The sequence below is a fragment of the Pseudosulfitobacter sp. DSM 107133 genome, assembly GCF_022788695.1.
Lineage (GTDB): Bacteria > Pseudomonadota > Alphaproteobacteria > Rhodobacterales > Rhodobacteraceae > Pseudosulfitobacter.
Genome location: NZ_CP085154.1, coordinates 3,098,298 through 3,111,910 on the forward strand (window position 1 = coordinate 3,098,298; position 13,613 = coordinate 3,111,910).

Annotated in this window: 15 protein-coding genes; 7 read left to right on the forward strand and 8 right to left on the reverse strand. The window is 60.6% G+C overall.

Annotated features, from left to right (window positions below):
* Positions 1-92 precede the first annotated feature (92 nt).
* Positions 93-2,408 carry a DNA topoisomerase IV subunit A gene (parC, locus tag DSM107133_RS15390; RefSeq protein ID WP_114294202.1) on the reverse strand — a complete coding sequence of 772 codons (2,316 nt, stop codon included), beginning with the start codon at positions 2,406-2,408 and terminating at the stop codon, positions 93-95.
* A 224-nt stretch (positions 2,409-2,632) separates the two neighbouring features.
* On the opposite strand from parC, the gene DSM107133_RS15395 reads away from it, so the two are divergent.
* From DSM107133_RS15395 to DSM107133_RS15420, 6 genes are all read left to right on the forward strand, one after another.
* Positions 2,633-3,247 (forward strand): SH3 domain-containing protein, encoded by a 615-nt coding sequence (locus tag DSM107133_RS15395; RefSeq protein ID WP_114294201.1) that lies wholly within the window; start codon positions 2,633-2,635, stop codon positions 3,245-3,247.
* Positions 3,248-3,306: 59 nt separating this feature from the next.
* Positions 3,307-4,134 carry an SDR family NAD(P)-dependent oxidoreductase gene (locus DSM107133_RS15400; protein ID WP_114294200.1) on the forward strand — a complete coding sequence of 276 codons (828 nt, stop codon included), beginning with the start codon at positions 3,307-3,309 and terminating at the stop codon, positions 4,132-4,134.
* A gap of 87 nt (positions 4,135-4,221) precedes the next feature.
* Complete coding sequence (locus DSM107133_RS15405; RefSeq protein WP_114294199.1) at positions 4,222-4,428, forward strand: twin transmembrane helix small protein; 207 nt, start codon at positions 4,222-4,224, stop codon at positions 4,426-4,428.
* A 1-nt stretch (position 4,429) separates the two neighbouring features.
* Positions 4,430-5,002 carry a cob(I)yrinic acid a,c-diamide adenosyltransferase gene (locus DSM107133_RS15410; protein WP_114294198.1) on the forward strand — a complete coding sequence of 191 codons (573 nt, stop codon included), beginning with the start codon at positions 4,430-4,432 and terminating at the stop codon, positions 5,000-5,002.
* 158 nt (positions 5,003-5,160) lie between these two features.
* Positions 5,161-5,919, forward strand: coding sequence for an electron transfer flavoprotein subunit beta/FixA family protein (locus tag DSM107133_RS15415; RefSeq protein WP_114294495.1), 759 nt, complete (start codon positions 5,161-5,163; stop codon positions 5,917-5,919).
* Complete coding sequence (locus DSM107133_RS15420; RefSeq protein ID WP_243253568.1) at positions 5,919-6,845, forward strand: FAD-binding protein; 927 nt, start codon at positions 5,919-5,921, stop codon at positions 6,843-6,845. Before DSM107133_RS15415 ends, DSM107133_RS15420 begins: the two co-directional genes overlap by 1 nt.
* 66 nt (positions 6,846-6,911) lie before the next feature.
* Here the strand turns inward: DSM107133_RS15420 and DSM107133_RS15425 are convergent, their stop codons facing one another.
* Entirely contained in the window at positions 6,912-7,757 is an 846-nt protein-coding gene (locus DSM107133_RS15425) for a DUF6473 family protein (RefSeq protein WP_114294517.1), read from the reverse strand.
* A gap of 151 nt (positions 7,758-7,908) precedes the next feature.
* On the opposite strand from DSM107133_RS15425, the gene DSM107133_RS15430 reads away from it, so the two are divergent.
* Positions 7,909-8,784 (forward strand): 3-hydroxybutyryl-CoA dehydrogenase, encoded by an 876-nt coding sequence (locus tag DSM107133_RS15430; RefSeq protein ID WP_114294518.1) that lies wholly within the window; start codon positions 7,909-7,911, stop codon positions 8,782-8,784.
* Between the two features lie 192 nt (positions 8,785-8,976).
* Here the strand turns inward: DSM107133_RS15430 and DSM107133_RS15435 are convergent, their stop codons facing one another.
* The 6 genes from DSM107133_RS15435 to DSM107133_RS15460 are packed head-to-tail and all read right to left on the reverse strand — an operon-like array spanning position 8,977 to position 13,597.
* Positions 8,977-9,861 (reverse strand): lysophospholipid acyltransferase family protein, encoded by an 885-nt coding sequence (locus DSM107133_RS15435; RefSeq protein ID WP_114294569.1) that lies wholly within the window; start codon positions 9,859-9,861, stop codon positions 8,977-8,979.
* Between the two features lie 48 nt (positions 9,862-9,909).
* Entirely contained in the window at positions 9,910-10,179 is a 270-nt protein-coding gene (locus DSM107133_RS15440) for an HPr family phosphocarrier protein (RefSeq protein ID WP_089421220.1), read from the reverse strand.
* On the reverse strand, positions 10,176-10,583 hold the full coding sequence (locus tag DSM107133_RS15445; RefSeq protein WP_114294520.1) for a PTS fructose transporter subunit IIA: 408 nt from the start codon (positions 10,581-10,583) through the stop codon (positions 10,176-10,178). The genes DSM107133_RS15440 and DSM107133_RS15445 overlap by 4 nt, the downstream gene beginning before the upstream one ends.
* Positions 10,580-11,470 carry an RNase adapter RapZ gene (gene rapZ, locus DSM107133_RS15450; protein ID WP_114294521.1) on the reverse strand — a complete coding sequence of 297 codons (891 nt, stop codon included), beginning with the start codon at positions 11,468-11,470 and terminating at the stop codon, positions 10,580-10,582. The genes DSM107133_RS15445 and rapZ overlap by 4 nt, the downstream gene beginning before the upstream one ends.
* Entirely contained in the window at positions 11,467-11,901 is a 435-nt protein-coding gene (locus DSM107133_RS15455) for a serine kinase (protein ID WP_114294522.1), read from the reverse strand. Before DSM107133_RS15455 ends, rapZ begins: the two co-directional genes overlap by 4 nt.
* Position 11,902: 1 nt before the next feature.
* Positions 11,903-13,597, reverse strand: a complete 1,695-nt coding sequence (locus tag DSM107133_RS15460) for a sensor histidine kinase (RefSeq protein ID WP_240310606.1) — start codon at positions 13,595-13,597, stop codon at positions 11,903-11,905.
* Positions 13,598-13,613 lie beyond the last annotated feature (16 nt).

Sequence of the window (13,613 nt, forward strand, 5' to 3'; positions counted from 1 at the left end):
CTCGTTACAATCCAAATTATTCCATGCGCATGGTTTCAGCGCATTTTTCGCCAGCCGTCTGAATGAGACGACCTGCGGTTGCAAGAATAACTTTAGTTAAAACGATTGTCGCGGGGAAATCCGCGTGGCGCCATGCGGCCTGTGCCGGCACGTTTGCCGCGCCATTCGTCCAGTCCCACTTCGGTGCGGGTGCGTCCGGCAGGGTCAAGCCATGACAGACCCTCCGCCAGCGTAAAGGTGGTGGCATCGGACAGCCCGCCATCCTTGTACTTTTGCAAACGCACGCCTTTGCCACGGCCCATTTCCGGCAGTTCGTCCAGATCGAACACCAGAACCTTGCGATTCTCGCCCACAACGGCAACGGCGTCGCCGGTCACCCGTTTGCAGACCAGCGCCGACACATCGCCGCGCACGTTCAGCACCTGTTTGCCGCTGCGGGTCTGGGCGATCACATCGTTTTCGGGCACCACGAAACCGTCACCGGCGGTCGAGGCGACCAGCAAACGCGCATCGGGTTGGTGAATGAACAGATCGACAATCTGCGCCTCGTTCGGCAGATCGACCATCAGGCGCAGCGGTTCACCCATGCCGCGCCCGCCGGGCAGGTTGGCGGCGGACAGGGTGTAGAACCGCCCGTTCGATCCGAACACCAGCAACCGGTCTGTGGTTTCCGCGTGGAAGACAAAGCGCGGACCATCGCCATCCTTGAACTTCAGCTCGCGGTTCAGGTCGATGTGGCCGGTCATCGCGCGAATCCAGCCCATCTGGCTGCACACAACGGTGATCGGCTCGCGGTCGATCATCGCCTCCAGCGGCACGTCCTCGACCTGTCCGGCTTCGGCGAATGTGGTGCGCCGTGCGCCTGCATTCGGCGTGTCGCCAATCGACCAGTCCTTGCCGAACTGTTTCTTGGTCTCTTTCAGCTGGGCGCTGATCGCGTCCCATTGCAGGTGCGGATTTTCCAGCAGGTCATCAAGGCCCGCGCGCTCTTCCATCAATGCGGATTGCTCGCGCAGCAGCTCAAGCTCTTCAAGGCGGCGCAAGCTGCGCAGGCGCATGTTCAGGATCGCGTCGGCCTGCACCTCGGACAGCGACTCCTCGGTCGCGGGCGGAGGCGTCTGGTAGTCTTTCTCGTCCATCGCCCGCACATGATCGCGGCCCCAGTCCTCGCGCATCAGCGCGGCCTTGGGCTCGTCGTCATAGCGGATGATGTCGATCACGCGGTCGAGGTTCAGGAAGGCAACGATGAACCCTTCCAACACCTCCAGCCGGTGGTCGATTTTCTCCATGCGGTGACGGCTGCGCCGTTCCAGCACTTCGCGGCGGAAATCAAGGAAGGCACGCAGCACTTCCTTCATCGAGCAGACCTTGGGCGTGACGCCGTCGATCAGCACGTTCATGTTCATCGAGAACCGCACTTCGAGATCGGAGTTGCGGTACAGCATCCCCATCAGCACATCGGGATCGACGTTCTTCGAGCGCGGTTCCAGCACCAGCCGGATGTCATCGGCGCTTTCGTCGCGCACATCGCCCAGAATCGGGACCTTCTTGGTCTGGATGACCTCGGCCAGCTTCTCGATCAGCTTGGACTTCTGGACCTGATAGGGAATCTCGGTGACGACGATCTGCCATTGGCCACGGCCCAGATCCTCGACCTCGTAACGACAGCGCAGGCGAAAGCCGCCTTTGCCGGTGCGATAGTTCTCGGCAATGCTTTCGGGCGGCTCGACGATGATCCCGCCGGTGGGGAAATCGGGGCCTTTGACGAAATTCAGCAGCGTGTCGTCGCGCGCATCGGGCACCTTGATCAGGTGCAGACAGGCATCGCACAGCTCGGCAATGTTGTGCGGCGGAATGTTGGTGGCCATGCCCACGGCAATGCCCGACGACCCGTTGGCCAGCAGGTTGGGGAACTGTGCGGGCAGCACGACCGGCTCGGTCAGCGTGCCATCGTAGTTGTCGCGGAAATCAACGGCGTTTTCGTTCAGCCCGTCCAGCAGCGCCTCGGCCACGGCGGTCATGCGCGCCTCGGTATAGCGGCTGGCGGCGGGGTTGTCGCCGTCGATGTTGCCAAAGTTGCCCTGACCGTCAACCAGCGGGTAGCGGACGTTAAAGTCCTGCGCCAGACGCGCCATCGCATCATAAATCGCGGCATCGCCGTGCGGGTGATAGTTCCCCATCACGTCGCCCGAGATCTTGGCCGACTTGCGGAAGCCACCCTTGGACGACAGGCGCAATTCGCGCATCGCGAACAGGATTCGCCGATGCACCGGCTTCAGCCCGTCACGGGCATCAGGCAGCGCGCGGTGCATGATCGTGGACAGCGCATAGGTCAGATAACGATCCCCCAGCGCGCGGCGCAGCGGTTCGGACAGGTCCATGTTGGGGGGCTCGGTAATATCTGACATAGATGCTGTGTAGCCATGTGCCCCAAACGGGACAAGAGGGCAAAACGCCTGAAACAGGCCACGGAACTATTTGAACGGTTGCGGCGTTGCCTATCTGACACGCGCCAGACGCGGGGAAGAATTGGTTTCCTTTCTCACTGCGCGCTGTGGCGCAGTCTGATAAGATTGAGTCGACCCGATCAAAAGCTGCCGCAAATGACGGGTGTTACCTGGGGATTTTTATTATGGTTCGATTTATTGTATTGACCTTCGGCTTTTTGGGCTGGGCCTTTTATGAAATGAGTGGCGGGGCCGATTTCGACGCCGAAGCCTTGCGCATGTCACGCATTGACGCCGACCAGAGTGCGCCGGTGACAGCCACCACACCAAAGACGCTGTTGGCCGAAGTCGACACCAAAGACACCGGCGCTGCCGAGGTAACACGCGTTGCGCTGAACCTGACCACAACGCGCGATATTGTGGCCCCTGCCAAGCCGCTGCCCACCGCACCCGCACCCGCAAAATTCGACGGCGCAATCCTGAGCACCGCTTCGCTGGAAACCCCGGAGACACCCGAGATCATCCTCCCCAGCCTGATTCCCGCCGCAGAACCTGAAGCCCAAACAACGGCCGAACTGTTGGTGGACGAAGACAACGGTCTGCTGGATGTGCGTGCCGTCTCGGGCAGCCGCGTAAACATGCGCGACGGCCCGGGCACCTATTACGACGTGGTCAGCAATCTGACACGCGGGACGCTGGTCGAAATCCTGCAAGACCCCGGCAACGGCTGGGTCAAGCTGCGCCCGATGGATGGCGGCCCAGAGGGCTGGATGGCTGCGTCTTTGCTGACCAACAGCTGATTGCCAAAACCGCAGCCCCGTGACACACCTGCCAGCACAACAGCGCGGGCAGGCAGTACATGAAATCCATTCTGATCACCGGCTGTTCGTCAGGTATCGGCCATGCCGCCGCCCACGGGCTGCGCGCGCGCGGCTGGCGTGTTTTTGCGGCCTGCCGCCGCGCTGAGGATTGCGCACGATTGCAAGCCGAAGGGTTCGACAGCCCGCAAATCGACTATACCGACGAAACCAGCATCACCGCCGGACTGGCCGAAGTGCTGAACGCCACGGACGGCACGCTGGATGCGCTGTTCAACAACGGCGCCCACGCCACGCCCGGCGCTGTCGAAGATCTGCCCACCGACGCCCTGCGCGCGTTGTTCGAGGCGAATTTCTTTGGCTGGCACACGCTGACCCGCGCGGTGATCCCGGTGATGCGCGCCCAGGGGCACGGGCGGATCGTGCAATGTTCGTCTGTGCTGGGTTTCATCACGATGCCATGGCGTGGGGCTTACAACGCCTCGAAACACGCCATCGAAGGGCTGACCAGCACATTGCGTATCGAAATGCGCGATACGGATATCCGCATTTGCACGATCGAACCCGGCCCCGTCACCAGCCGCATCCGCGCCAATTCGGTCGCCCATTTCGAGCGCTGGATCGACTGGCGGTCATCGCCGCGCGCTGCACAGTACGAAACCAGCCTGATGAAACGGCTTTATGCCACTGACAGCGGGCCGGACACCTTTGCACTGCCGCCCGAGGCCGTGGTGAAAAAACTGATCCACGCCGTCGAAAGCTCCAGCCCCCGCCCGCGCTATTATGTGACTGTGCCGACGCATGTCATGGGGGTGATGAAACGCATATTGCCAACGCGCGCACTGGACTGGCTGCTGTCGCGGAACTAGTCTGCCGCGTCCAATTGGCGCAAGCGGGTTCGCTTTCGTCGCGCGGGCCGCTACATCTGTCGCAACAGACTTGAAAAGGAATAGGGCATGACCTCGGATCCACTGTTCATCTTGATCCTGCTGGCCTGTGCAGCCGTGGTTCTGGTGTTGGTCACCGGACTTGGCGGTTTTGCAAAAGGCAGCGGCTGGGCCTCGAAGAACTCGAACAAACTGATGCGGATGCGGATCATTGCGCAGTTTATCGCTGTCATTTTGATCGTAATCGCGGTGCTGTGGCGCCAATCCGGAGGTTGATATGGTTGTACTGAACAAGATTTACACGCGCACGGGCGACAAGGGCGAAACCGCCTTGGGCGATGGCACACGCGTGGCCAAACACGCCGCGCGGGTCAACGCCTATGGCACGTCGGACGAATTGAACGCCTTTGTCGGCGTGGCCCGGCTTGAGGCCACGGGCGACACCGACGCCGCCCTTGCCCGCATTCAGAACGACCTGTTCGACCTGGGCGCAGACCTGTGCCGCCCCGACATGGAAGGCGACGCCAAGGCGGAATACCCGCCCCTGCGCATGATCGACGCGCAGGTAAAACGGCTGGAAGCCGAGATTGACGTCATGAATGCCACCCTTGAGCCGCTGCGCAGCTTCGTGCTGCCCGGCGGGGCCGCGCTGGCTGCGCACCTGCATGTCTGCCGCACCGTCTCGCGCCGCGCCGAACGTCTGGCGGTGGACCTTGCGACGCAGGAACAGGTCAATCCGGCAGCGGTGAAATACCTGAACCGGCTGAGCGATTGGTTTTTTGTGGCCGCGCGGATTGCCAATAACTGTGGCAAGGATGACGTGTTGTGGGTGCCCGGTGCCAACCGCTGAGGCGCTAACATCGGGTTGGCGGCACCAAAACGCGGCGTCGCCAACCCATATTGTGACGGTTTTACCCTGTTTCCTGTGCGCAGGCTTGGGTAAACCCTGCGAAATGAATTGTGGGCTTGCCATCTGGTGAGTCGGATTTTGTCAAGGAAGGAACGCTCATGAAGGTATTGGTGCCTGTCAAACGCGTGATCGACTATAACGTGAAAGTCCGTGTAAAAGCGGATGGATCGGGTGTTGATCTTGCAAACGTGAAAATGTCGATGAACCCGTTCGACGAGATTGCCGTCGAACAGGCGATCCGTATGAAAGAGGCCGGTCAGGTCGAAGAAATCATCGCGGTGTCGATCGGCGTCAAGCAGGCGCAGGAAACCCTGCGCACGGCGCTGGCGATGGGTGCGGACCGGGCGATCCTGGTCATCGCAGCCGATGACGTTCATCAGGACATCGAACCGCTGACCGTTGCCAAGATCCTCAAGGCGATTGTCGACGAAGAGCAGCCCGGCCTTGTGCTGTGCGGCAAACAGGCGATCGACAACGACATGAACGCCACCGGCCAGATGCTGTCGGCCCTGCTGGGCTGGTCGCAAGGCACCTTCGCCTCCGAGGTCGAAATCTCGGGCGACAAGGCCAAGGTCACGCGCGAAGTGGACGGCGGTTTGCAAACCATTGAAATCAACATGCCGACCGTCATCACCGTCGACCTGCGCCTGAACGAGCCGCGCTATGCGTCGCTGCCCAACATCATGAAAGCGAAGAAAAAGCCGCTGGATGAGAAAACCGCAGCCGATTACGGCGTTGATACGGCGCTGCATCTGGAAGTGGTCAGCACCAAAGAGCCCGAAGCCCGCGCGGCTGGCGAAATCGTGGCAGACGTGGACGCACTGGTTGCGAAACTCAAAGAAAAGGGAGTGGTGTAATGGCTGTTCTGCTTCTTGCCGAAGTCAACAATGGCGAACTGGCGATGGACGCCACAGCCAAGGCTGTGACCGCCGCCAAATCGTTGGGTGATGTGACCGTTCTGTGCGCGGGCGGCTCGGCAGCTGCTGCGGGCGAAGCGGCTGCGAAAATCGACGGCGTGGCCAAGGTGCTGGTTGCCGAAGACGCATCGCTGGGCCACCGTCTGGCGGAATCCACAGCCGCGCTGATCGTGTCGCTGGCCGGTGATTACGAACACATCGTTGCCCCCGCCACCACCGACGCCAAAAACGTGATGCCCCGTGTCGCGGCGCTGCTGGACGTGATGATTATTTCCGACGCCTCCGGCGTTGTTGATGGCGACACGTTCGAACGCCCGATTTACGCAGGCAACGCGATCCAGACTGTTAAGTCGAAAGACGCAAAAAAGGTCATCACCTTCCGTACATCGACATTCGATGCGGCCGGTGAAGGCGGTTCCGCCTCGGTCGAAACCGTGTCGGCAGCCGCTGATCCCGGCCTGTCGTCCTGGGTCGAAGACAAGGTTGCCGCCAGCGACCGCCCCGAACTGACATCGGCTGGTGTCGTTGTGTCGGGTGGCCGTGGTGTCGGCTCGGAAGAAGACTTCAAGCTGATCGAAAAACTGGCCGACAAACTGGGCGCCGCCGTTGGCGCGTCGCGCGCGGCTGTGGACAGCGGCTATGCCCCGAACGACTGGCAGGTGGGCCAGACGGGCAAGGTGGTCGCCCCTGACCTTTATGTCGCGGTCGGCATCTCGGGTGCGATCCAGCACCTTGCGGGCATGAAAGACTCCAAAGTGATCGTTGCGATCAACAAGGACGAAGAAGCCCCGATCTTCCAGGTTGCGGACTACGGCCTTGTGGCTGACCTGTTCACGGCTGTGCCGGAACTGATCGAAAAACTGTAAACAGACGGGCCACGCCCCTCTGGACAGATAGAAAGGCCCGCCAGCGCATGGCGGGCCTTTTGCATATCAGACCGCGGTCAAGGCCGCCTGCCCCACCAGCCTGCGCAGCACAGGTTCCAGTGCTGCAGCCGCCTCCTGATGCGCCACAGGCCCCAGCATGGTTTCTGCTGCCTGACGTTCCATTTCCGAAAAAACCATGCCGTCAGTGCCCTGTTCCATCGCCTGTTCAGAAGCCTGTACTTCGACGATCTCGGTAACCTCGTTGCGCAGGGTTTCAATCATCTCGCGGGTCACGAACCACGGATCGTGGTTCATCCCGTTTTCGCGGTTGTCGGGATCGGCCTGCCCGAACCACAGCAACACGGTTTTCCCCGGAATGCGGGCCAGCAAATGGCGCATCCGTGCGATCCAGGCGCTTTGCAGTTCTTCGCGCACGGTGCGGAACCGTTCGGGCGACACCGTATTCAGATGGATCAGCATATGCTTGTTGAAATTGAACTCGGCAAAATCAACATCCCGAAAGATCGCTTCAAGCAGCCCCGAAGGTTTCAGGAAGCGGTCGTTCCGGCGCGGATGCACCGAATAGAACCGGTTCGTCATGTTTTGCGCGCTCAGCACTTGCAGCACTGTCACCTTGGCCCCCGCACCGATTTCGCTCAGTTGCGGGTCAGAGGCAAAAACCTCGACGCCCGCATTGGTGCAGCCCAGATTGACGCAAGGCATTCCCAGGCTCTCCTCAAGCAGGTCGGGGAACGGTCTGGCCAGAAACTTTCCATAGGTTTCTGTCCCGCCAAAGAAAGCGATATACGGCTTTTTCAGCGACTTGCGTGGCCCGCGAAACAGCACTTTGGACGTGCCATACCGGCACGGAAAATAGTTCAGGGCCCCTTGGCCCATAGCATCATAGGTCATTACACCCACCTCTCAATTTCACCCAACGCAGGGTATACCGGACAGGTCCTTAGAAATTGCTAACAGGGTGTGATCAAATCGCGCGGTTGTTCACACCTTGCAGCCAGAGGCGCGGCACGGATATGGTGCGCTAACACACAAGGGGCATTTCATGGACATCAAGACGGTCGGGATCGTAGGCGCGGGGCAAATGGGCAACGGGATTGCGCATGTGATGGCGTTGGCAGGCTATGACGTAATGATGACGGACATCAGCGACGATGCGCTGAAAGCAGCCGTCGCGCTGATCGACAGCAACATGGAACGGCAGGTCGCCCGCGACAAGATCACCGCCGAGGTCAAGGCCGAAGCCATGGCGCGAATCACCACAACGGTGACATTGACCGACCTTGGGCCAAGCGATCTGATCATCGAGGCGGCAACCGAACGCGAAACCGTCAAACAGGCGATTTTCGAAGACCTTCTGCCGCATCTGAAACCGGAAACCATCCTGACGTCGAACACCTCGTCCATTTCGATCACCCGTCTGGCCAGCCGCACGGACAGGCCCGAAAAATTCATGGGGTTCCATTTCATGAACCCGGTGCCGGTGATGCAACTGGTGGAGCTGATCCGCGGCATTGCCACCGACGCCGAAACCTATGACGCCTGCAAACAGGTGGTGGACAAACTGGGCAAGACCGCCGCCAGCGCCGAGGATTTCCCCGCCTTTATCGTCAACCGCATCCTGATGCCGATGATCAACGAGGCGGTCTATACGCTGTATGAAGGTGTGGGGAACGTGCAATCCATCGACAGCTCGATGAAGCTGGGCGCGAACCACCCCATGGGGCCGCTGGAGCTGGCGGATTTCATCGGTCTGGACACCTGTCTGGCGATCATGAACGTGCTGCACGACGGGCTGGCCGATACCAAATACCGCCCCTGCCCGCTGTTGACCAAATACGTTGAAGCCGGGTGGCTGGGGCGCAAGACACAGCGCGGGTTCTATGATTATCGGGGCGAGACACCTGTTCCGACGCGCTAAGGCGCTATTTGAAAATGCTCTGGGTTGGGGGCGCTGCCCCCGGCGCTTCGCGCCTCCCCCGGAGTTTTCTATGGCTTTTCGGGAAAAAACTGAAACAGACGGGATCACTTTTCGCGTTTGAGCCGCAGGCGAAAGGCAGCGAACAAGTGATTCAGGTCTTTCCCGAAACGCTTTGGCAAGATGAAGAAGCGGTCAGCCCTTGAGGTTCAGGGTGTGTTCCCGCAGCCACGCCATGAAGCCGCGCGGATCATCTGCCCAGCCCTTGAGGTCTTCGGGCGCGATCGGGTCACCAACGATAGGGCCCTGGGGTTTGTTCAGGGAATAGACGATTTCATGCAGCAGCAACCCCTGACGCAGCATCGGCGAGAGTTTGTTGGCAATCTGATAGGCGCGGCTGTTCTGGCCGGGGAACTTCATTGGCACGACCGTGGCACCTGACCGGCGGATCAGGGCGGCGGTGAACACGTTCCATTCCGCCTCGACCGCAGGGCCCCAATAGGTTTCGGACGCTGCGACCTGACCCGAAGGGAACAGGGCAACAACGCCGCCCTCCTTGAGGTGTTTCATCGCCTTGGCACGCATCTCGACGCCCTTGCGCTGCGCATCGGGATCGTGCGGAAAGGGCACAGGGATCATATAGCTGCCCGCAACCTCGTCGATGGCGGTCAGCAACGAGCGGGTCAGGATGCGATAGTCCGGGCGCACGCGGCCGATCAGGTCGCCAAAGATCATGCCATCAACCATCCCATGCGGATGGTTCGCCACCACGATCACGGGCCCCTCTTTGGGGATTCGATCCAGCTGGCTTTGGGGTGTGGTCAGTTCAATGCCCATCACATCCAGGCAGGCCCGCCAGAACGCCTGTCCCTGCGGTGCACCACGGCGTTCGAATTTGCGGATCAGACGCAGGATGGTCAGCTTGCCGGTAAAGGCTTCCATCAGACGGATAAAGCCGGCTTTCCAGGGATCGTCAAAGGTCGAGGCATAGGACAGGCTGCGGCGGTCATATTTGGTAAATGTGACCGTTTCGTCCTGTGCCTGCGTCACGCCTTTTACGCCCTGCGAGCTGTCAACCACGTCTGTGTTACCCTTTGTCATGCCGTGAAGTCTGAGGCCGCCGATGTCTCAGGCGCCTTCGCCAAACTTGTCCGCAACCAGTGCCGTCAGCGCTTCTGCCAGCGCTTCGGCGTCCGGTCCAGAGGTTTCAACGTCAATAAAGGTTCCTTTGGAGGCTGCCAACATCAAAAGGCCCATAATACTGTCGCCCGAGGCAGACATCCCGTCCTTGGCCACTTCTGCCTGGGCGTCAAAAGCCTCGACAACTTCAACGAGTTTGGCCGAGGCGCGGGCGTGCAGCCCTTTCTCGTTCACGATCTTCAAAGTGCATTTGGTCATACGTGGTTCGGGCTTTCTGCGCTGACGTTCTGGCTGTCGATATATTTTTTGCCAGCGTCCAGTGCTGCACGTACAGCATCGCCAACGGGTTTGTGACGGCTTTTGGCCAATTTGATCAGCATTGGCAAGTTTGCGCCGTACAAAATGCGCCGCCCCTGTGGCTGACATGCCAGCAGCGACAGATTGGAGGGCGAGCCGCCATAAAGATCGGTCACAACCACCACACCGTCGCCGTCATCGACCTCGTCGGCGGCGGCGCAGATCTCGGACTGTTTTTCGGCCCGGTTGTGATTGGCTTCGATCGCAATGGCGCGGACGCCCGATTGCGATCCGACAACATGTTCGATAGCAGCGAGATACTCTCGTGCCAGCCCACCATGTGCCACAATCACAATTCCGATCACTCTGCCCCGTCCTTTTTCCGGCGGTCTAATTCGCGATGCCTAATTGACACCTGCCAGCCCGCCTTCGCAAGGGCTGCCGCGCAGGTTTCCGCCATGGCAACCGACCGATGTTGCCCCCCGGTACACCCAAATGCGATCGAAAGGTGCGATTTCCCCTCTGCCGCGAAGGCTGGCAACAACCATAGCGCGAGATCGGTGGTTTTCGTGACAAATTCTGCATAGCGCGAATCTGTTGCAATGTGGTCTTGCACCAGCTTTTCGGTGCCATTGGCTGCGCGCAGCGTCGGGTCCCAATAGGGATTCTTCAGAAACCGGCAGTCAAACACCATATCCACGCTGCGCGGCAGTCCGCGTTTGTACGAAAAGCTTTCCACCGACACCGACAGATGCCCCTGTTCCCCCGGCGCGAACCATTCCTCGACAGCCGCGCGCAGCTGGTGAACGTTCAGCTGCGAGGTGTCGATCAGGATGTCGGCACGGGCACGCAGCGGGCCCAGCATGTCCAGCTCGCGGGCGATGCCTGCCTCGGGGCGGTCACCATCGGCCAACGGGTGCCTGCGGCGGGTCTCCGAGAACCGGCGCAGCAGCACGTCGGTGTCGCAATCAAGGTACAGCAGTTCTGGCACCAGCCCCGGAACGGCCGCAATCTGGCCAATGGCGTCCATCACCGCATTCACCGAAAAATCGCGTGTGCGCGGGTCGATACCCAAGGCCAAGGGCCGCGTGCTGGAGGGATCGTCCAGCAGGGGGCGTATCAGGCGCAGCGGCATGTTGTCGATGACTTCAAAGCCCAGATCCTCAAGCACGCGAATAGCACTGGACCGTCCGGCACCCGAAGGTCCGGTGATCAGCACAAGGCGGCGGTGGGTGCGTTCTGTGTCGGTCATTTGTCAGCGGCTCCACCAATAAGATACTGCACAATCGCAGCTGGCCAAGCAGCGGTATCGTATTTGTGAAGGCAGGGCAAAGCGACATCAAGCAGGTCAAACTGATGGCGTTCGGGCAGGCGCCGGGTTTCGCTCTGGTCAAGGTCAATAACAAGGGTCACGGGTGTCGGCCCCGCTGCCGTGGCCGACAGTATTCCCACCCCGCGTGCTTCGATCAGACCGCGCAATGTGTCGGGGGCATCTGCAACAATCTGTGCACCATCGCGTGTCAGAATGGTTCGGTCGTCGGACACAAGTACAGCGCCCAAGGCCATAAGCTGCAAGGCAAGCGAGGATTTCCCCGCCCCGGATGCGCCGGTGATGACAACGGCACGGCCCCGCACCGCCACTGTCGTGGCGTGCAGCGTGACCCGGGCCGCATCGGTTGTCATATCAAACCGGCAGACCCACGACGAAACGTGCGCCCAACGGTTCGCTGGTGATGTCAGCGTCGGTGGGGCGGATGTTTTCGGCCCAGATGACGCCACCATGCGCTTCGACGATCTGTTTGGAAATCGCCAGCCCAAGGCCCGAATTGTTGCCGAAATGCTCTTCGGGGCGCTGTGAATAGAAGCGTTTGAAGATTTTTGACAGCGCTTGATCGGGAATGCCCGGACCGGTGTCTTCGACCACGATCAGCACGCGGTTTTCTTTCTTGCGGGCCCAGACGCGGATGGCATCGCCATCTTCGCAGAAGGAAATCGCATTGGTGATCAGATTGACGAACACCTGCGCCAGCCGTGCCTCCAGCCCCTGGACTTCCAAAGGTTGGGCAGGCAGGTCCGTGATGAAATCAATGCCTTTTGATTTGGCATCCTCGCCCAGATACTCGCCCAGATTTCCCAGCATCTTGAGCAGATCAAAGGGCTCTTCCTCTTCTTTGACCAGCTCTGAATCCAGCCGCGAGGCATTGGAAATGTCGCTGACCAAACGGTCCAGGCGGCGCACATCGTGGTCAATTACGTCCAGCAGCTTGTCGCGCTGGTCCTCGCGCTTGATCAGGCGCAGCGTGCCCACAGCCGAGCGCAGGGAAGCCAGAGGGTTCTTGATCTCATGCGCGACGTCAGCGGCGAATTGTTCGTTTCCGTCGATACGGTTGTACAGGGCCGCGATCATGCCGCGCAGCGCCCCGGACAACCGCCCGATTTCATCCGGGCGCGCGGTCAGGTCGGGGATACGAATGCGGCCGGGATTGACCTTGCGCTGGTTGCGGTCGCGCCCCAGTTCGGCGGCGGCGGCCAGATCGGCCAGCGGGTTGGCAATGGTCGACGCCAGCACAAGGCTGAGGCCGACAGACACAAGGGTGGCAATCACGAACATCTGCAACACGCGCTCGCGCTCGCCGCGCACCAGCTTGTCGATTTCTCCGGCGGCCGATGTGATGCCGACCACGCCAACAGTATTGTTGCCCTGCCGAATCGGCGTGACGACGCTGAACAATGTGCCACCGGCGGTATCAAGGCTGTCGCGGACCTGTGTGCCGCCGGTCAGGCTGGCGGGCACCATCATGCGCAGTTGTTCTTCGACGGTGGGCGGGTTCTCAACAGGATCAGAAGCAAATGGCGCCGAGATTTTGGCCCACAGCCAGCTTAGCCCGTCGGTCAGAATGGTTCGGTCTTCGGTCTTGGGCTGGGCATCGGATGGCTGCACCGCCGCCCCTTCGATACTGGACACCAGGGCACCTGCCGGATCAAATACCAGCACTTCGATGCCACCGCGCAGATCAAGCCCCTGAAGGGTTGCTGCCACATCAACCCCGTCACCTGTCGCCAGGTTGACGGGTGCGCCGGCGGGCAGCTGGGCCTCGATCACATCTGCAATCAACTCGGCTTCGCTGACCATCGACGTGGCGCGCTGAACGGCCAGACTGTCGCGTGAGGAATTCAGATACAGAATGCCTGCCACCAGCACGTTCAACGCAATCAGGTTGAAGGTAATGATCTTGCGCGCCAGTGGCGAAGTGCGCAGCGAAAACAGTCCGCGCCGTTCGCGGCTTGCCCTGATTTCCTTGCCGGTTTCCGAACGGTCGGGCGCGACCCAGTCATCGCCCAGCACGACGTCATTGTCACGCGATGAAGGTGGCGCCATATCTCGCACGAAGTTC